This is a genomic window from Serratia sp. 3ACOL1 (assembly GCF_003668775.1).
Lineage (GTDB): Bacteria > Pseudomonadota > Gammaproteobacteria > Enterobacterales > Enterobacteriaceae > Chania > Chania fonticola.
This window is the reverse complement of the sequence record NZ_CP033055.1, coordinates 3,105,210-3,124,295: the sequence shown is the minus strand read 5'-3', so window position 1 is coordinate 3,124,295 and position 19,086 is coordinate 3,105,210. Positions and strand designations below refer to the sequence as shown.

Genomic DNA, 19,086 nt, shown 5'->3' with positions numbered 1-19,086 from the left:
AGCAATAGTCCGCCGGTGGGTGAAATCTCCCGAGAGTGATGTGAAATGAGCAACGAAGAGAACGATTTTTTTGCCCAGGCAATGGCCGATGTCAGGCCGTTATCCGCGGGGCAATCCACGCTGTATCTCAAGGCGCAGGACCCCGTCGATAAACGTGCTCGCCGGGAAGCTCAGGCGTTACAGTTGGAGAACTTCCTCAGCACTGGCTTTCTGGACATTATTCCCTGCGATACCCCGTTGGAATATAAGGGCGAAGGTATTCAGCAAGGGGTGCTAGACAAGCTGCGTCACGGCCACTATCCGCCACAGGTCAGCCTCAATCTGCTGCGCCAGCCGGTCGAGAACTGCCGCCAGGCGCTGTTCCGCTTTATCATCCAGGCGGAGAAAGACAGCCTGCGTTCGTTGTTGATTGTGCATGGCCGTGGGCGGACAGATCAAAGCCATCCGAACATCATCCGCAGCTACCTGGCCAAATGGCTGGGGCAGTTTGAACAGGTGCAGGCGTTTTGCCGGGCACTGCCACGTGATGGAGGTGAGGGGGCGTGCTACGTCACCTTACGCAAGTCTGCCGCAGCCAAGGCGGATAACTTCGAACGCCATGCCAAACATAGCCGTTAAGGTGTAAGCATGGCGGCGCAGGGGAGCGCCGCCATAGAGGGAACGTTAGCGGTTAAACCACTTATAATCCAGAGAGTAACGGCCAGCACCTGTGACGGCAAGCAGCAGCAGGCCAGCGATAATACTGATGTTTTTAAAGAAGTTGATCTCGTTGCCGATCATTTCTGCCCCGCTAAAACGCCAGAACGGGTGGCCGATAAAGGCGGTGCCCAGCACATAGAGCGCATAAATGATGGCTATCGGCCGGGTGAAGGCCCCCAGCACGATGAAGATACCGAAAATGAACTCCACCACCACGGCGACAACCGCGGCCAGGTAAGGCATTGGCGTGCCGTAGCCTTCCATTGCCGTGACCGTGGCACCAAAGTTGGTCAGCTTCATCCAACCGAAAATCAGAAACAGGATCATCAGCAAAATTCTGGCCAACAGAATGGTGCCGTCTTTTAAACTTTCGCTCATTGTGAACCCCTTAACCACTACCCAAAATAGGTTGCTGTACCTGGTAAATACTAGATCAACTTCACATTTTATCTAGCGAGAAGGCATGAGAGAGTTCACGGAATATCAGCAGACGCCGAAGTCGTCGTCTTCGTGATAGGGGTTCACTTCATTGGCCTGTACCTCGGTGCGTTGTTCGACCCCCAGTTCAACCCAACTGCATACCAACGCCTCTCCATCCTCTTCGATAACGGTCATTTTTGGCCCACCGGTTTTACGCTGCACAAAATCACCCACGTTAAATGACATATCGTTTCTCCAGATCTGTTAGGGGGAAAACTGAGTATAGGAGACCGCAGGCATTCCTCTATAAACATCTCTCAGCCGCCACATATGCTGCGCTTATCCAGATTATCAATGGGCTAACTCAGAACGCCCCCTATCACCAAACATTGCTCCATTGCCACATTGCGTAGGGGCGCTGCATGCTGCGCCCGTTCAGATCATCAATGGCTTAGCTCGGGACGAACCCTCTGCTGCGCCCGTCCAGATACGAGGTGAATTGCCGTTTGTGCCTGAATTGGTTAAGTATTATGCTGGCAGCAGGAAAATCACTCTATTTAGGGAACATGATGACAATTGAAATTCGCCCGGCGGTGAAAGCCGATGCCAAGCTAATTCTGGACATGATTATTGAGTTGGCCGTGTACGAAAAGGCTCGTGATGAGGTGCGCACCAACCAGGCAGAGATCGAAGAAAGCCTGTTTGGCCCCAACGCCTGCGCAGAGGCGCTGATTTGCAGTGTCAACGGCGAGCCAGCAGGCTATGCGGTGTTCTTTATGAGCTACTCGACCTGGCTGGGTAAGAACGGCATCTACCTGGAAGATTTGTATATCACTCCCAAGTTCCGTGGGGCGGGAACGGGCAAAGCCTTGCTGCGCCATATCGCTCAGCTTGCTTGCGAACGCCGTTGCGGACGCCTGGAATGGAGCGTGCTGGACTGGAATCAGCCAGCGATTGATTTCTATCTCAGCATTGGTGCGGCTGCGCAAGATGAATGGGTGCGCTATCGTATGGAAGGCAAGGTACTCGAGCAGTTTGCCATGTCTTGATCTGCGCCCGCTTCGGGGGAGGCATCTCCTCCGAAGGCTGATATTTAATGCTTTTTTCCACCTCTGGCGCTATCCTCCCGCAATAGTGCTGCACCAATACCTTCATTTCCTGCTCGTTTTTTCCCCTGCTTTGTCCTGTGAGGTTTCCTACAACACCCATCGATGGGCGGCTTTGCCTCGTCTGGTTACACTAGAGCCAATAAAAATAAGGAGGTCTTATGCGGGACATTCAACAGGTTTTGGGGCGTTGGGGCGTGTGGGCACGGGAAAGTTCTTCTCTGGGATATTCGCATATCGCCGCCGGTTTTAAAGGGTTGCTGCCGGGCAGTAGCAAACAGCAGGCCTCTTGCTGTGACGAGGACGGCTTGGTGGTCGATCGCGCCGTTGCTCACCTCCAGGCCCTTCGTCAGCCGGAGGAGCTGGAACTGATCTTGCGTTACTACGTTTACGGGCAATCGAAGTCCGCCATTGCTCGAGGCTGGAAATGTTCGGAAGGCCGGGTAAGGCAACAGATGCAGGTGGCAGAAAGTTTTATCGAGGGTTGTCTGGTCAGCCAGAATATTCGTTTGGAAATGGATAGATAAACTATTACCGATAATAAAAAATAAAGGTTTTTTAAATTGAAGTGATTACTACCCCGCAATGCGGGGTGGTTTTGTTATTTTAAATAAATGGCGAAAAATAATTTAATAAAAATCTATTCGCTACGAGTTTTATCTAGTAAATTGATAGCGTGGTTATTGAGTTTCGCAGTTGGTAAAAATATTTTTTAAAATAAACTTCTCGCTACGAAATATATCAGCTAGAGTGCTATTACTGGTTTAATCCAAGGTGATGCACTCTTATCAATAGGGTTAAACCAGGAGGCGCCATGAGCACCTTGCGTATCAATGATTTGTTTGAGTCCAGGTTAACGGCCTGGGCTGAAGAGAACAATATTAAATACACCTTAGCTAATGTGACGTTTACGGCGGATGACGATCTTCATCTGGAACCGTTTATTGCTCCGGAGCCTGCGGTGGCGTTAGGTATTTCCCAAGAGGTGCAGACCTACAGCGGGAATTATCAGGTTAATATTGTGATGAAGAAAGGGACCGGCGCGAAAACGGGCTATCAACTGGCGGAGGAGATTATCTCATTATTCCCCAGGGGATTGGTGTTGGCGGACGATGCTTTTAACTGTTATGTCAATACTGGTGGCAATATCCTGCCAGCGATTGCCAAAGATGAACTATATACCCTGCCGGTCACCATCGGTTATTGGGCCGGGTATTAATGCCACAATAGTGTAGTAAACATCGCTGGGAGGGAACTTTCCAGCAAGTAAACCAAGCATACCGCCATCCGGCGGTTTTTTTATATCTGAAATTGGAGAATTACCATGGGTTTTGCATTACCAAATGGCGCCACCGTATTTGCTGGCGCGCCAACAGCACCAGGCGTAGTTACTACCGCAGTCAGCAATGCTAACGGCGCCGTATTTACCGTGGCCACCGGCCACACTCTGAAAGTGGGTGACATCGTGATGGTACGCTCCGGTTGGGGCCTGATCGACAGCCTGGTGGCCAAGATCACTGCCCAAGTGGATACCAGTATCACCATCGGTGCCATCAATACCACCGACGTGAGCTTCTTCCCGGCCGGTGGCGGCAAAGGCTCTTTGCAGAAGATCGCCAACTGGACGCAAATTCCTCAGATCACCGAGGTAGCGCAGTCTGGCGGCGATCAGCAATACGTGCAGGTGCAGTTCCTGGAAGACGATCGTCAGCGTAACTTGGCCACCTTTAAAGCGGCCAAAACGCAGACCTTTACCTTTGCGCACGATGCTTCCCAGCCAATCTACAGCCTGCTGCAGGATGCCGATCGCAATGGCGTCACGCTGGCGTTCTACATGCACGTGCCAAAAGCCAAGGAGCTGCGCTACTGGTCTGCGGTACCGGCTTTTGATCCGCAACCGACCACCGCGGTTAACCAGGTTGAAACCGTGCAGGTGGCGCTGGCGGTGCAGTCTTGCGATATGACGTTCTATAAAGTGACTGCTTAAACACGTCTATTTCCCCCTCAGGCTTGGTTGCCCGAGGGGCTAATAAGGATGAGTTAATCTGGAAAATGAGGAAATTATGGTTGAATTTAAATTGAATCCCAAGCCGACGTTTAAGGCGGATGTCTCCGTTCCGCGCCCTGGAGATGAAGATGGCGTACTGACTTTTACCTTCAAGCATAAAAAGCGTACCCAGCTAGAGCTGTTGGAAAAGTCTTTGCGTGAAACCCTGGAACTGCAAAGCGAAACGGGTATTTACAGCAATGATCCGATGGCGGATTTTTTGATGGAAATCTGCGCTGGCTGGGCTTTGCCTGACGAGTTTAATCGCGAAAATATGTTGGTGTTGTTGGATAACTACCCGCGGGCGTTTGATTCAATTGCCACTCTGTTTACCCGCGAACTGATGGCCGCACGCGGAAAAAACTGATAGCGCTTGCCAAAGCGTTTTATACGCCAGAGCCTGCCATTGAAGATCTCGGAGCCTTTGGCCTGAGTGCCGCCGATTATGATCCGGAGATCGTTGAAGCCTGGCCCGATATCTGGCCAGCGTTTCAGGTTTTTCAGGCCATGGGAACTCAGTGGCGCGTAGGCATGCAGGGTGTCAGCGGGCTGGATTATAACTGCCTGCCCTGGCTGATGACGCTTTATGGCGTGGACGATGAGGCAAGCGCGTTCAGTGATATTCGCGTAATGGAAAGCGCAGCACTTAGGATCATTCATAGTAAATAAATACTTATACCAGCATTAAGTTGGTTGGAGGGCAGTATGGCCAATTCAGACTCTATGTTGCTGCGTGAGAACATCAATAAGATGCAGCAGCTATATAATAAAGATTTACCTCAAGCAACTCTTGGCTTTGTGAGGGCTACTACTCGGATAACCGAGGCGGCCAAGTCATATTCTTTTGGGCTGCGAACCATTAATGAGAACTCCGGGGCCAAGGCGATACTGCTTATTTCCCAGTTGGGTGAGCTGGAGAAAACTATCAAAGGGGATAGGATAAGGCAAGAGAACCTCCGTAAATCATTGCGTCCATTGCCAGCTTATGAACTTAAAGTAGATCCGAAAAAAGAACCGGGTTTACTAAGTGATTATATCTCAGATAAACAGGCAGAGGCCGGTAGAAAAAGCTGGCAGAGTTACCTGGAAAGCGTAACCGATATTTCTGCTGCGGTAGTTCAGGTGGCCAAGGCCAGCCACGAGGGGCTGACGGAGATCCTTACCCGATTACTTACTACTGGCCGCTTTAGTTTTCATACTTTTTCTTCTTCTATTTTGCAGATGTCCGCCGGATTATTCAGCAAAATCATTAGCGGATTTGCGGTTGATAAAGCGGTGAAATGGATAGACTCAACCTTTTTCCCTGCGGCGGATCCCAATAAAACGGCTACGGATAACGCGGCCAAAACTGCGGCGGGCGGGGCCGATGCTGCCGCATTGGTAGAAGGTGGTGTCGGAGAGGAAAAAGGGGACTCTACCAAAGAGAAGCTGGATAAGGATAAGCAAACCTGGCAGGAATATTTCGAAAGCGTCACCGATGGTTATAAAGGGCTCAATGAAATTGGCCAGGCGGCCCACAAAGGATTATCTGACAATCTGACCGAATTGGTGACGACCGGTAAAGCTAACTTCAAGGAGTTTAGCACGTCGATTATCACCATGATTGTCCAGATGATCAATCAGATGTTGGTGGCTTATGCCATACAAGCCGCGATGGGATGGATCAAGGGGGCGTTCAGTCCTGCAGCGGACGCAGGATCGGCAAATAACGCTTTCTCTTTGGGCGCATACGACAACTTATCGTTTGATTCAGGTGGTTATACCGGCGACGGCGGTAAATACGATCAGGCGGGCGTGGTGCATCGTGGCGAGTTCGTGATGACCAAAGAAGCTACCCAGCGGATCGGTGTGGGTAATCTCTACGCCATGATGCGCGGTTATGCGGAGGGTGGCCTGGTGGGCGGCAACAAAGCCCCGATGTACGGCCTGGCAGCAGAGCAGGGGGGCGGCATTACGGTCAACAGCACCGTGGTCATGAACAATGACGGCTCGGCGAATGCGGCCAATAGCTCCTCTGCCGGTGACGGTATGGGCAAGCTGGTGCAGGGCATCGTTAATCAGGCGATCACCGAACGTTTGGGCAAAGAGCTCAAGCCTGGCGGCCTGATCTGGAATGCCTCAGCGGCCCGCTGAATCTCTTTATCAATCATCAATAGTAACAACCGCAGTCTGGCATCAGGCCTCATTAATTGCTCCTCAATCGTTGTTTCCCCTCACCCCAACCCTCTCCCACAGGGAGAGGGAGCTGGTATGGCGCCGTGTTCAGGTACATAAGTAACCTGTAACAAGGGTGATAGGAAAGACGAATGCATGATCCAATATGTGGCACGTACTGTCCCCTCTCCCTGTGGGAGAGGGTTAGGGTGAGGGGTCATTCTGGCCCTGTGACTGACGGTTATTACTGCTCGGAGTCTTTATGCTTATCGATACTTTCCAATGGCAAACCCAGGCCTCGCCTAGCGGTAACTTTGTCCATAACGTCAGAAGTGCGCAGTTCGGCGACGGCTATAAACAGGTCAGCAGCAATGGGCTGAACCAGGCGGTGCAGCAGTGGCAGTTGGCCTATACCGGCCATCCGGCCGTGACCCAGTCGATGCTGGCCTTTTTAAATCAACACGTGCTCGTCGCCTTTTTCTGGACGCCGCCCAACGGCAAGAAAGCGCTATTTCGCGTCAAGTCGGATTCAATTTCCGTCACGCCGCTTGCGCGCAATGTGGAGGCGTTGAGTTTTGCCTTTGAACAAGCCTTCGGCGTATAGGTGCAATCATGTCATTTAACAGTGAAGTGCAAAAGCTGGCGCCAGGGGAACTGATCCAGCTGATTGAAATTGATGGCACCGCCTTTGGCGCGGCCATCATGCGCTTTCATGCGCACAATATTCCCCACTCTCAGGCCGAGATCGCGGCGGCGGGCAACGATGCCCAGCGGCTGAAACCAAAATCGATCTGGTGGCAGGGAAACGAGTATGAGGCGTATCCCTACGAAATCACCGGCTTGGCAGCAACCAGCGACGGTTCACAACCAACGCCCAGGCTCAGCGTCGCCAACCTCAGCAATCTGGTGTCCTCACTGTGCCTGACCTTCAACGACATGGTGCAGGCGAAAGTGCGGGTACATGACACCTTTGCCAAATACCTGGATGCGGTCAACTTCCCCGAGGGGAACGCCCTTGCCGATGCTTCGCAGGAGCGAGTGCAGGTTTTCTACATCGACAGCAAAAGCACCGAAACCAACAGCGTGGTGGAGTTCCAGCTCTGTACACCGTTCGATCTGCAAGGCCAGCAACTGCCCTCGCGACAAATTCACGGGCTTTGCACCTGGTGCATGCGGGGTTGGTACCGCAGCGGCAGGGGTTGCGATTACAGCGGCGAAGCCTGTTTTGATAAGGACGATAAACCGATCGACGATCCGGCGTTGGACGTCTGTGGTGGCCGGGTGTCCTCCTGTAAAAAACGCTTCGGTGACGCGCAACCCCTGGCTTTTGGCGGGTTCCCTGGTTCCAACCTGTTGGGGAGGTAATGATGCAGGCTGAAATCATGCAGGCGATCTGTGAGCATGCCGCAGCGGAGTATCCCAATGAGTCCTGCGGTTTTGTGGTGCAGAACGGGCGTAAGGCGCGTTATCTACCGTGCCGCAATGTGGCGGAAAACGCGTTGGATAACTTTGTCATTTCCCCTCAGGAATACGCGCAGGCGGAGGATCAAGGCGAGATCATTCGCATCATCCATAGCCACCCAGATGTGCCCGTGTTGATCCCTTCGGAGATGGATCGCCTGCAGTGCGATCACTCGGGCATTGTCTGGGGCATCGTCTCGTGGCCCGAAGGGGATTACACCGAAGTTGTACCACGCGGTGAGCGCCCGTTGGTTGGGCGCAGTTGGCTGTTGGGCCATGCCGACTGCTGGTCATTGATCCGGGATTACTATCGCCAGGAACACAGCATCGCGCTGAATGATTACTCGGTGGAGCATGAATGGTGGATCGACGGTAAAACCCGCCTATATGACGATAACTGGTACGCCGAAGGATTCCGGGAATTTCAGGGGCCGATGCGCGCGGGCGATATGATCATGATGCAGGTTTCAGCCCCGGTTACCAACCACGCGGGCATCTATCTGGGGGACGGCATGATGCTACATCACCTGTTCGGCCAGCTCAGCCAGCGTTATCCCTACAGCGGATATTTTCAGGAGCGGACGGTACGCGTAGTCCGCAGGAAGGAGCTTCTATGATGCAAACAACAAGACTGATCCGGTTGGGTGGCCAACTGGGCAAAAAGTTCGGTAAAACTCATCGGCTGGTGGTGGCGGATACTCGCGAAGCGCTGCGCGCGCTGTGTATCACCTTGCCCGGATTTGAGAGCTTTATGATGAATGCCCATAAGGACGGCGTGCAGTTTGCCTTCTTTAATGGCCCACAGAATATCGGCCTGGCCGAGTTTGCTACCTCTAAAGGCAGCGCCGATATTCGCATTATGCCGGTGATCGCCGGGAGTAAAAGCGCCGGAGGGTTTCAGATTATCTTGGGAGTGGCAGCGCTGGTAGGGGCATTCTTTACCGCAGGCGGAACGATAGGACTTTACACTTCGGCGTTGGCTGCCTCTGGCGCAACAGCAACTCTTAGTGCCACGGCGGTTGCCGCTGTTAGCGGTTTAACAATGATGGGTGCTTCAATGGTACTCGGTGGTGTCATGCAACTGATGATGCCACAGCCGAATTTCGGCATGTCCTCTTCCCAGTCGGTAGAAAACAAACCCTCCTATGCTTTTGGCTCACCGGTCAACACCACGGCGCAGGGTTACCCGGTGCCGGTGCTGTACGGCGAACGGGAAATCGGTGGCGCGGTAATTTCCGCCGGTATTTACGCTGAAAACCAGCAATAACCCCCTTTAGGGCATTTTTCTACAGGTCGCATTCGCGACCTTTTTTGTGGGCGCAATATGACAAAGTTAACTATTCATGGGCGCAAGGGCGGTGGTGGATCGGCGCATACGCCGGTTGAAGCTCCCGATGATTTGCAGTCCAACGCTAAAATCAAAATCCTGCTGGCGCTGTCTGAAGGTGAAATTGCCGGTGAGTTAGACGGTACCCGCATTCTGCTCGACGGCACCCCGGTACATAACCCCGATGGCAGTGAAAACTTTACCGGCCTGAAGTGGGAGGTACGTAACGGCACCCAGACTCAGGATTACATCCAGGGTATGCCGGATGTAGAGTCTGAAACGCCGGTCAACGTCAAGCTGACCACCACGAACGTCTGGACCAAAACCTTCACCCGAACCGATATCGACGCGCTGCGTATACGCATGGGCTTCCCGGCGCTGTTCCAGCAGGAAGATAACGGCGATATGAACGGTTCACTGGTGGAATATCTGATCGAGCTTTCCACCGACGGCGGAGCCTATAAAACCGTGGTCACCGGTACGCTAAAGGGCAAAACCACCAGCCTGTACGAGCGCGATCACCGGATTAATCTGCCAAAAGCGACCACCAGCTGGACGCTGCGCATCAAGCGCATCACCCCAGACTCCACCAGCAGCAAGCTGGTAAACACTACCCAGATCCAGACCTACACCGAGATCGTGGACGCCAAGTTCCGCTATCCCAACACCGCCTTGCTGTTTATCGAGTTCGATGCCCAGCAGTTCAATTCAGTGCCGAAAATTACGCTCAAGCCGAAGGGCAAAATCATCCGCGTGCCGACCAACTACGATCCGTTGGCACGGACCTACAGCGGCAATTGGGATGGCAGCTTTAAATGGGCCTGGAGCAACAACCCGGCCTGGGTGTTTTACGATATCGCGCTGGACAAGAATTACGGCTTAGGCAACCGGGTGACCGCCGCCGAGATCGACAAATGGGGGCTGTACAGCATCGCGCAGTATTGCGATGAGCTGATTGATGACGGCTTGGGGGGCGGCGGTAAAGAGCCGCGTTTCCTGTGCGACGTGTATATCCAGTCGCAGCAGGATGCCTACACCGTATTGCGTGATATCGCCGCCATCTTCCGCGGCATCACCTACTGGGGCAACGACCAGCTGTTTGCCTACGCGGATATGCCGCGCGATGTGGATTTCGTTTATTCACGAGCCAACGTCATCGGTGGTGAATTTGCCTATGCGTCGGGGTCTTATAAGAATCGCTATACCTCGGCGCTGGTGAAGTGGGGCGACCCGGCCAACCATTATGCCGACGCGGTGGAAGCGGCTTACGATAACGAACTGGTGAAGCGCTACGGCGTTAACCAGACTGAAATCACCGCCATTGGCTGCACGCGGCGCACCGAGGCTCACCGCCGTGGGCGCTGGGCAATCCTGAGTAATGCCAAAGATCGTACCGTCAGCTTTACCGTCGGGTTGGACGGCAATATCCCGCTACCAGCTCGGATCATCGGCATTGCAGATGCCATGCTGGCAGGCAAGACCAACGGCGGGCGCATCCATTCTGCGCAGGATCGCGTGGTGGTGCTGGATCGTGAAGTAGCGTTTGGTAAAGGCGATCGCCTGATCGTCAATTTGCCAGACGGCACGGCGCAGACTCGTACCATCGCCAGTATCGCGGCAGACAAGCTTACGGTGACGCTGACCGCACCGTTCCGCCAGCAGCCAGAGGCTGAAGCCGTCTGGAGTATCGATTCCGACAGACTGGCGATCCAGCAGTTCCGCGTGGTATCGGTCCAGTCCAACGATGATGGCACCTTCGCCATTAACGCCGTTGAGCACGATCCGGATAAATACGCCTTTATCGATAACGGCATCCGCCTGGATGCGCCGCCAATCACCGTCACGCCACCAGGAGCGATGCCTGCTCCTGAGAATATCAGCCTCTCGCGCTACGACTATGTCAGCCAGGGGATTAACGTTGCCTCAATGCGGGTGCAGTGGCGTGCTGTGGCTGGCGCGGTGACCTATGAAGCCCAGTGGCGCAAAGATAACGGCAACTGGGTAAATGTGGGCGCGACGCCTTCACTCGGGTTTGACGTTAACGGCATTTATGCCGGTAACTACGACGTGCGGGTACGAGCGGTGAATGTGGTGGGCGTTTCCTCACAGTGGGGTCATGCCGAGCCGAGCTATCTGGCAGGAAAAGCGGGTGTACCGCCCAAGATTGTCTCATTGGCGGCAACCAAGGATGTGGTGTTTGGCATCCAGCTTTCTTGGGGCTTTGGCCAGAACTCTGCCGACGGCCTGAAAACCACCTTGATGGTAGCCAGCCGTGCGGATTTCGCCGACGAACGCTTACTGGCCGATGTGCCTTATCCGCAGCATCGCTATGACATGCAGGGCCTACGTGCCGGGCAGGTGCTGTACTTCCGCGCGGCCTTTACCGACAAAACCGGCAACCAGTCCGACTGGAGCGAGTTTGTGCACGGGATGGCTTCGGACAGCGCGGACGTGGTGTTGGCGCAGATCGCACAAAGCATTACCGAGACCGAACTGGGCAAAGATCTGTTGGAGAAGATCAACAGCCTGCCTTCGGATCAGAACGTCCAGGATCTGGCCGAGAAGATCGCCCAGGCGCAGGCCGATATCGAGGCGAACAGGGATGCGCTGCAAGGGGATGTCGATACCCTGCAAGCAGCGTTGAACAAGGTTAACGCCGAGCTGGCGGGCCGCAATGCCGATCTAAGCAATGCTGTTGATGTGCTGCAACAGGATTTGACGCAGCTGGGTAAAGCCGCCATCGAAAACAGCCTGACCATCGAGCATAACCGCCAAAAACTCGCCCAGGCCCAGGAGGCGCTGAATAGCGATATCAAGGATGCGCGCGGGGAAATTGACAGCACCCGAGCCAGCTTGGCGCGTGCAGATGCCGAACTGCAAGCCAAGGTCGATGCCCTTACCGGTGGCACCAACGCGGCCATGGCCGAGGTCGCTTCGCAAATCACTCAATTGCAGGATGATGACCAGCAACTGGCCAGCAAGCTAGATGTGGTGATTGCCAAGGCCGAGGGGAACGCTGCGCAAATCGCGCAGGAGAAAGCGGCGCGAGTGGATGCCGATGGGGCGTTAGCCAAGGATATCAGCTCGGTGAAAGCCACGGCGGATAATCAGCAGGGTTTGATTATCAAGCTGGAGCAGGCGCAGGCCGATGCCGATTCTGCTTTGGCTAAGGTGGAGTCCAACGTTTCCGCCAACGCCAAGGCAATCGGCAGCAACAAGACGGAACAGGACAAGGTTAACTCGCAGGTTACGCAGAAAACCGAAGCGCTGGCCGATCAGCAGAAGACGCAGGGCCAGCAGCTCAGTGGGCTGACTTCTGAGTTCAGTGAGAACCGGGCGGAGGTGACCCAGCAGTTGAAAACGCTGGCGGCGACAGACTCGGCTCAGGCCCAGCAGATTTCCGGTTTGCAAGCCAGCGCAGGTAGCAACACTGCGGCTATCCAGGCAGAGGCGAAATCCCGTGCCGATGCCGATGGGGCGCTGAGCCAACGGGTTGACGTGATCCAGGCGACCAGCCAGGAAAACACGGCGGCCATCACCCGCCTAGGCATCGCGCAAACCGAAGCCGAAAGCAGCACGGCCAGCCTGCAACAGGCTTTGGAGGCTACGGCCAAGGCGAATATCGAACAGGCGCTTAAGCAGGAGAACGATGTTCAACGTCTGGACGAGAGCAGCGCCCGGTTAACCACGGCGCAAACCGTTTTCGCCGATCGGCAGCAGGCACAGGCCCAGCAGATCACGCAGCTGGATGCGAATTTTGGTGATGTGTCTGCGCAGTTACAGCAGGAGATCACCACCAGGGCCAGCGAGACCGGCGCGTTATCGCAACGCTTTGACCATCTGAGCGCAGATGTCGGCAGTAATCAGGCCGAGGTGAATCAGCGTTTGCAAGCGCTGGTGGATAGCGGCAGTGCTCAAGCGTCGTTAATTACCGGCCTGGGGGCGGCCAGTGGCGAAAATAAAGCGGCGATCGCCGCTGAATCGCAAGCGCGGACCACGGCAGACGAAGCGCTATCTCGGCAATTGAGTTCGCTGGACTCCACCGTTGGGCAAAACACGGCGGCCATCAACGATCGGCTCCAGACGTTGGCCAATCAAGACTCGGCGATGGCGGAGCAGATTGGTTCATTAACGGCGACCTCCGGCGAAAACAGCGCGGCGATCGGCGAGCTGAAGCAGGCACAAAGCGACTCGGCGGGCTCACAGGCTTCACTTAGCAGCTCGCTTGAAGCCATTGCCAAGGCGGATATCGAACAGTCGTTAAAGCAGGCGGAAGACGTTATCAGCAATGACGTAGTCACCGCATCGATCAAGACCCAGCAGAACGTAATGGCGGACGATCAGCGCGCACAGGCGCAGCAGATAACCGAATTACGCGCGAGCTTTGGTGATGTTGATGCGCGCTTGATGACGGAACAGACGGTGCGTGCGGAAGCTGACAAGGCGTTATCCCAGCAGGTGACAGCGCTGGCAGGCACCGTGGGGGACAACAATGCCCAACTCAATCAGCAGCTGCAGGTGCTGGTGGATACGGACAGCGCCCAAGCCAAGCTGATTAACGATCTGACCAGCCGCACGGGAGCAAATGAGGCTTCGGTTACCGCCTTGAGTCAAACGCTTACCGATAACAGTAGCGCAACGGCTCAGCAAATTGGTGCTCTGCAATCCGCTACTGGTGACAATACTTCGGCGATTACCTCGCTGTCGAAAACCGTGACCGATAACCAATCGGCAACGGCTAACGATATCAAGTTATTGAATACGGCTGTGGGGGATAACAAGGCGGCAGTCCAACAGGTGAGTTCTGCGCAGGCGACCTTGGATGGCAAGGTCTCCGCAACCTGGTCGGTAAAAGTTGAAACCAGTAAGAAGGGGGAAAGCAGCGTTGCCGGTTTGGCATTGGGGGTTGATGACGCCGGTAACCGGCAATTCCTGGTGCGGGCCGATCGATTTGCCTTGGTGACCAAAGATGAAGGCAATGTGTCTGTTCCCTTTGCCGTGCAAAATGGCCAGACGTTTATTAACTCGGCGTTTATTGCTGATGGGACGATCACTAATGCGAAAATAACGGGTTGGATAGGCTCTGATAACTTCATTGATGGAAGACAGGGCTGGGCTATCAATAAGTCTGACGGTAACGCTCAGTTTAATCAGGTTTCTGTTCGTGGAAATATCTATGCGGATAGTGGGTACTTTAAGGGCGATATCACAGGGGCTAATGGGACATTTTCCGGGACGATACTTGCTAATAAAATAGTGGGTGATTTGGTCGATACGAATAGTATGCCTGATGTGCTTAGTGTTTCTAGGCATATCGAGAGAAATTCGTATGTAGATATCCCTTTAGTAACTATAATGGCCTCAAGTTTTGAGAAAAGAGGAGTGATTCAAGGGTTATTGCCTAATGGGTTGAGTCATTACCCTGAGCGTGGAGTGTCTGTAGTGCCTGGCAATGTCGCAAGCGTATGGGGATTCGGTAGCGCTAATGGTTCAATTAGTCTTCTTTTAAATAATAAAGTGATAGCAAAGTCATATAGGGATTATAGCGCAAATACTTATTTACCAGAAATAATAAGTACTATCCCAATAACTATTGGACCTAGTAGTGGAAATAATCAGCTAGTACTACGGCTGATCAATAATGGTAATGAGGCAAACTGGGTAGCATGTTTCTTACAATGCTCCATTATCTTATCGCGTTCAACACAGAATATTATTTTTAATAACGTCACTAACTAAAAACCGCTGCGAGCGGCTTTTCATATTTTGGAGTAAGAATCTATGTGGTACAAAACAGGCACGATCAATTTAATCGCTAATAACGCCGCCGTAACAGGTACAGGCACCGCGTGGGCCGATGCCAAGTTTGGCGTGATGCCAGGTATGATTTTATTGGCACCGGATAATAAGCTGTATGAAGTTAAACAGGTTAATAGCAATACTTCGCTGACTCTTAACAGCAACTATGCAGGCTCAACGGCCAGCGGGCAGAACTATGCGATTATTACCACCTATGAGGGTGATATCAGCCAGTTCTCCGCTCGCTTTGCGGCAATGCTGACCTTCTTCCAAGGTAGCCGCAATGATACGGTGAGCTGGTTTACTGGCTCCGGGGATATGACCTTTACCAAGGATGATGGTACAAAACTAACGGTGCCGACGTTGGCGAAGATCCAGTCGGATTATGTTTCTAGAACATCTACTCTCGACCAGAGTATTGCTAGTACAGTGCTTTTTGCCAAGCCTATTCGATTATCCAATGCATCTGGTTCGGCTGGCTTTATACCCGCATCTCAAGGGGCCTGGGTATCATGGAATAGGAAAACATCAACGGATGATGGTCTCACTGGTGCGACAGACTTCATTACTCATAAGGGGGGTTATCAAGGGGGGTGGAACTTTTGGAGTACTGATGGGTCTGCTATAAATCTTGTTGGTAAGCTAAGCTGGTCTGGATACTTATCTGTGATTGGTGGTTTGGTTTCTGTCGGTGACCAATCCATGCAGGCCGGTGTGACAACACCTAATTTATTATTAAGGTTTAAGGATGTTTCTGGCGTGGAGAAAGGAGCTGTTTATGCCCAAACAGACACCGGAGCCATGAATATTCGTTGGGGTGGTACAGCATATACAATGGCTTGTCGTACCGATGGTTTAATTACCGTGCCAAAGGGACATGTTATATCAACGGCAATATCAACTCCTCAAGAACTAACTGATATTGTGGGTAATAACAGTGCGCCACTGGCGTTTCGTGGTGCAGATACAGCAAGTTTTAATGTACCAAATAATTATAGTATAGGGACTTGGTATGGTTTTTCCGTTGTACCTACAATCGGTACATCTTTAGGGGAGGGAGTGGAACAAGGCAAACCTGTATTTTATGTTAATGCTCGTCAAGGTACCGCCTATGTATTAAAAAATATGTATATCGGCTCACTACCCGTCGTTAAGACTGGTGATTTTGGTTTGGGTGTTACAAATAGTGCAGAGGTTTTTGATTTTACTCAAAGCTCATCTCCTGCCGGTATACATCGTGCAATAGAAGGCCAAAATGGTGCTCCAGCAGGTGGCTCCGCAATGGTTGGGATGACGGCTTCTATTTCCGGGTCTTACTCGGGGCATATTTATACATCTCATGGAGCTACACCAGGGGCAATAAAACTACAGGCCGGTTGGACACGTTCCAATGGAACACTGGACTTTGTTTCCGCATGGCATAGTGGCAATACTACGGTTGATTCAAATGGTTTCATTAAGAAAGCATCACCGATCGCCCGTCTTTCCAGTAACCCAGAGAAAATGTCCGACGAATACCTGGATGGCTTTACCCTGTCCGGGCTGGCTGCGGTGAATGGCGAGGCTGCGGGCGTTACCGCAGAGCGAGTCTCGGTTGGCGTATACAAAGTGACGGGCTCGCTAGGTTTCGCGCTGGAAGGCTGGAACATCGAGGTCCCACAGGACGTCAACGGTAACCGCCTGTGCTTCGTCGCCACCGAAGCGGCCGAAGACGGCACGATCACGGTCAAGGTCAGCAAACGCCGCTTTGATATTGATACCGCAGCAATCGTTGCCGGGGAGGCGATGGATATTCCTGAAGGGCGCTGGATCGATCTGCGTTTGGAGATGCCGCCGGTTGAGGAGGTTCAGAGCGAGCCAGAACCGGAAAGCCACGAAGGCGAAATGGCGAGCGAGTAAGTTGTATCGACAGTGAAACGGTGTTGTCCTGAAGTTGCCCAGAACCGTTTTCTGTGAATAAGCTTGGAAAGTATTGGGGGGAGGCAGCCTCCCCAATATTGGATGTTTTAACGATGTTTAATAAAGCGAATAGCCATTACGCAGCAGGTTTTTGTACCGCCAGGATAAAGATCATCGGGCGTTCTTTTTCTTCATCCAGTGCCGGATTGTCGGCAATCTGCTGTGCCGAAGGACCCCACTCGTTCAGATAGCGGATGGTGAATCCCTGCTGGACCAGCAAATTGATATAGGTGCCCAGCATACGGTGCTGCTTGATCACTCCTTCCGCCAGCCAGTTGGAAATACGTTGCCCTTCTTGCTGATAGCCATTGATTGGCCAGGATTTTTGCCCTGCCTCATCCACCAACCAGCCCTGATGCTTTGGCGCAGTATAAATCGGGTGCTCGGCAGTAAAAATAAACTCCCCACCATTCACCAATGCCTGATAAACCGTAGCGAACAGCTTGCCGAGGTCTTCGATATAGTGCAGTGTCAGCGAGCTATAGACCAAATCAAAGCTGGCTGCCGGGAGCTGCAGTGCTTCCAGATCCTGCTGGAGGTATTCAATCGCCTGATCCTCGGTCATCTCTTTCGCCTTTCCCAGCATCTTCTCTGAAAGATCCATTCCCAGTACCTGGGCTGCACCTTGCTCACGAGCGCTGCGGCAGAACCAACCGTAACCACAGCCAAGATCGACCACCTTTTTGCCCTGCAAATCGGGCAGAATGCTGCGGATGGTTGACCATTCCGGCGCGCCATCTAAACCCTGCACCGAACGGCTTAGCTGCGCATAGCCGTCGAAGAAGGTTTGATTGTCATAGATATTTTGCGACATAACGTCTCCTGTATTATATAAACCGCATTACAGCGCGGCGGGTTAATGGTATTCGTTCAGCAAACAGACTGCCAACAAAAATAGGGCCTCTACCCCTTGTCTTTCAAGCTGCAGCGTTGTTACCTGCACTTGTCCACCCCAGTCACTTACAAAAGTAAGCTCCTGGGGATGGCCAAGCTTGTCGCCTAGCTGCAACTTGAAATCCAAAGGGTATAGGTGTGTATTTATGAGTGTAAAACTTTGTCATAGAGGGGCCTGAGTGAAAATTATTTCGGTGCGTCAGGAGCCAGCCTATCGCGATGTGGCTATCGATTATTTCCAGCGTCAGTGGGCATCGCCAGAGACCATGATGCTGTATCAAGACTCAATAACCCGTTGTATCGACGCGGTAAACCCGCTGCCGCAGTGGTATTTATTGCTGGATGGGGAAACGGTTGTGGGTTGCGCGGGTTTGATTACCAATGACTTTATCAGCCGCATGGAGCTGTATCCATGGCTATGTGCGTTGTACGTCGATGAGCATTATCGTGGGCAGGGCTGCGGTACATTGTTGGTTAACTACGTAGCCAAGGCTGCAGGCGAACTGGGATTTCACCGTTTGCATCTGTGTACCGATCATGTGGGTTATTACGAGAAATTGGGCTTTAGCTTTGATGGGCTTGGTTATCACCCGTGGGGGGAGTCGTCACGGGTCTATTCGTTGGATCTTGCCTAGGGGCGTAGGGGTTAAGCGGGCGCAGCATGCAGCGCCTCAACAAAAGAGTGAACGGGTTATTTGGGCTGGTTCCAAGGCATTTTGACCAACAGCGTCGCCATCCCGCAAAATCCGCTGATACCGGCAAATAGCAATCCAGCACCGACAAAGCCGGACAACAGGAAGAACAGGGGAGAGATTACATACCCCAAGATTGTCCCAGCCAGAATAAGGGAGCCAGCAGCGATCTGCACCTGTCGCATGATGGGGAGTGGCTGGTTGTTATCCTTGACGACAGCCAATCCCTGTTGCTTCCAACCGTTAATACCGCCTTCAAGCAGATAAACCTTGGCAGGCGTTGCGGCTCCTGCCAATAGCGCTGCGTTTTCTGCCGTACGGCGGCCAGACTGACAGTGAAAAATCACCACATCCTGTTCGCTAACGGCCTGTGGTTTGCCACCTTTCTCAATTTCAGGCAGCGATAGTAAGCTGGCTTGGGCAATATGCTCGTGGGCATACTCATCCATTCCGCGAATATCCAGCAGCTGCGCTCCCTGCATGATTAATTTTTGCGCTTGCTGGGCAGTTATCGTTTCTATGTTCATG

General features: G+C 52.9%; 19 protein-coding genes. 15 read left to right on the top strand and 4 right to left on the bottom strand.

Going from position 1 to position 19,086, the window contains the following annotated elements:
• The first annotated feature begins 45 nt into the window (after positions 1–45).
• Positions 46–618, top strand: a complete 573-nt coding sequence (gene smrA / locus D9980_RS14095) for a DNA endonuclease SmrA (protein ID WP_037376550.1) — start codon at positions 46–48, stop codon at positions 616–618.
• Between the two features lie 45 nt (positions 619–663).
• Here the strand turns inward: smrA and D9980_RS14090 are convergent, their stop codons facing one another.
• Together D9980_RS14090 and D9980_RS14085 are read right to left on the bottom strand one after the other, a co-directional pair.
• On the bottom strand, positions 664–1,077 hold the full coding sequence (locus D9980_RS14090; RefSeq protein WP_024485123.1) for a DoxX family protein: 414 nt from the start codon (positions 1,075–1,077) through the stop codon (positions 664–666).
• 105 nt (positions 1,078–1,182) lie between these two features.
• Positions 1,183–1,365, bottom strand: a complete 183-nt coding sequence (locus tag D9980_RS14085) for a YodC family protein (RefSeq protein WP_024485122.1) — start codon at positions 1,363–1,365, stop codon at positions 1,183–1,185.
• A gap of 323 nt (positions 1,366–1,688) precedes the next feature.
• Here D9980_RS14085 and D9980_RS14080 point away from each other — a divergent pair, with 323 nt between their 5' ends.
• From D9980_RS14080 to D9980_RS27020, 13 genes are all read left to right on the top strand, one after another.
• Entirely contained in the window at positions 1,689–2,168 is a 480-nt protein-coding gene (locus tag D9980_RS14080) for a GNAT family N-acetyltransferase (RefSeq protein ID WP_024485121.1), read from the top strand.
• Positions 2,169–2,386: 218 nt separating this feature from the next.
• A complete protein-coding gene (locus D9980_RS14075) occupies positions 2,387–2,752 on the top strand; it encodes an antiterminator Q family protein (protein WP_021807641.1) in 366 nt (121 codons plus the stop codon).
• A 287-nt stretch (positions 2,753–3,039) separates the two neighbouring features.
• Positions 3,040–3,444, top strand: coding sequence for a phage tail terminator-like protein (locus D9980_RS14070; protein ID WP_121607626.1), 405 nt, complete (start codon positions 3,040–3,042; stop codon positions 3,442–3,444).
• Between the two features lie 105 nt (positions 3,445–3,549).
• A complete protein-coding gene (locus D9980_RS14065; RefSeq protein WP_059201585.1) occupies positions 3,550–4,212 on the top strand; it encodes a phage tail protein in 663 nt (220 codons plus the stop codon).
• Positions 4,213–4,288: 76 nt separating this feature from the next.
• The gene (locus D9980_RS14060) at positions 4,289–4,639 is read left to right on the top strand and encodes a phage tail assembly chaperone (protein ID WP_037412449.1); all 351 of its coding nucleotides are present in this window, start codon (positions 4,289–4,291) and stop codon (positions 4,637–4,639) included.
• Positions 4,636–4,941: a DUF1799 domain-containing protein gene (locus D9980_RS27300; protein ID WP_024485117.1), complete on the top strand. Its 306-nt coding sequence runs from the start codon at positions 4,636–4,638 to the stop codon at positions 4,939–4,941. Before D9980_RS14060 ends, D9980_RS27300 begins: the two co-directional genes overlap by 4 nt.
• Before the next feature lie 36 nt (positions 4,942–4,977).
• The gene (locus D9980_RS26685) at positions 4,978–6,405 is read left to right on the top strand and encodes a phage tail tape measure protein (protein WP_162304265.1); all 1,428 of its coding nucleotides are present in this window, start codon (positions 4,978–4,980) and stop codon (positions 6,403–6,405) included.
• A 283-nt stretch (positions 6,406–6,688) separates the two neighbouring features.
• Positions 6,689–7,030 (top strand): phage tail protein, encoded by a 342-nt coding sequence (locus D9980_RS14045; RefSeq protein ID WP_024486957.1) that lies wholly within the window; start codon positions 6,689–6,691, stop codon positions 7,028–7,030.
• An 8-nt stretch (positions 7,031–7,038) separates the two neighbouring features.
• Positions 7,039–7,791 (top strand): phage minor tail protein L, encoded by a 753-nt coding sequence (locus D9980_RS14040; RefSeq protein ID WP_121607625.1) that lies wholly within the window; start codon positions 7,039–7,041, stop codon positions 7,789–7,791.
• Positions 7,792–7,793: 2 nt separating this feature from the next.
• Entirely contained in the window at positions 7,794–8,504 is a 711-nt protein-coding gene (locus D9980_RS14035) for a C40 family peptidase (RefSeq protein ID WP_121607624.1), read from the top strand.
• On the top strand, positions 8,501–9,154 hold the full coding sequence (locus D9980_RS14030; RefSeq protein ID WP_121607623.1) for a tail assembly protein: 654 nt from the start codon (positions 8,501–8,503) through the stop codon (positions 9,152–9,154). Before D9980_RS14035 ends, D9980_RS14030 begins: the two co-directional genes overlap by 4 nt.
• 57 nt (positions 9,155–9,211) lie before the next feature.
• Positions 9,212–14,953 (top strand): DUF1983 domain-containing protein, encoded by a 5,742-nt coding sequence (locus D9980_RS14025; protein ID WP_121607622.1) that lies wholly within the window; start codon positions 9,212–9,214, stop codon positions 14,951–14,953.
• A 42-nt stretch (positions 14,954–14,995) separates the two neighbouring features.
• On the top strand, positions 14,996–16,912 hold the full coding sequence (locus D9980_RS27020) for a hypothetical protein (RefSeq protein WP_238393640.1): 1,917 nt from the start codon (positions 14,996–14,998) through the stop codon (positions 16,910–16,912).
• A 136-nt stretch (positions 16,913–17,048) separates the two neighbouring features.
• On the opposite strand, the gene D9980_RS14015 is transcribed toward D9980_RS27020, so the two are convergent.
• The gene (locus D9980_RS14015) at positions 17,049–17,786 is read right to left on the bottom strand and encodes a bifunctional 2-polyprenyl-6-hydroxyphenol methylase/3-demethylubiquinol 3-O-methyltransferase UbiG (protein ID WP_121607621.1); all 738 of its coding nucleotides are present in this window, start codon (positions 17,784–17,786) and stop codon (positions 17,049–17,051) included.
• A gap of 259 nt (positions 17,787–18,045) precedes the next feature.
• Here D9980_RS14015 and D9980_RS14010 point away from each other — a divergent pair, with 259 nt between their 5' ends.
• The gene (locus tag D9980_RS14010) at positions 18,046–18,501 is read left to right on the top strand and encodes a GNAT family N-acetyltransferase (protein ID WP_121607620.1); all 456 of its coding nucleotides are present in this window, start codon (positions 18,046–18,048) and stop codon (positions 18,499–18,501) included.
• Between the two features lie 56 nt (positions 18,502–18,557).
• On the opposite strand, the gene D9980_RS14005 is transcribed toward D9980_RS14010, so the two are convergent.
• The gene (locus D9980_RS14005; RefSeq protein ID WP_121607619.1) at positions 18,558–19,085 is read right to left on the bottom strand and encodes a rhodanese family protein; all 528 of its coding nucleotides are present in this window, start codon (positions 19,083–19,085) and stop codon (positions 18,558–18,560) included.
• Position 19,086: the final 1 nt, after the last annotated feature.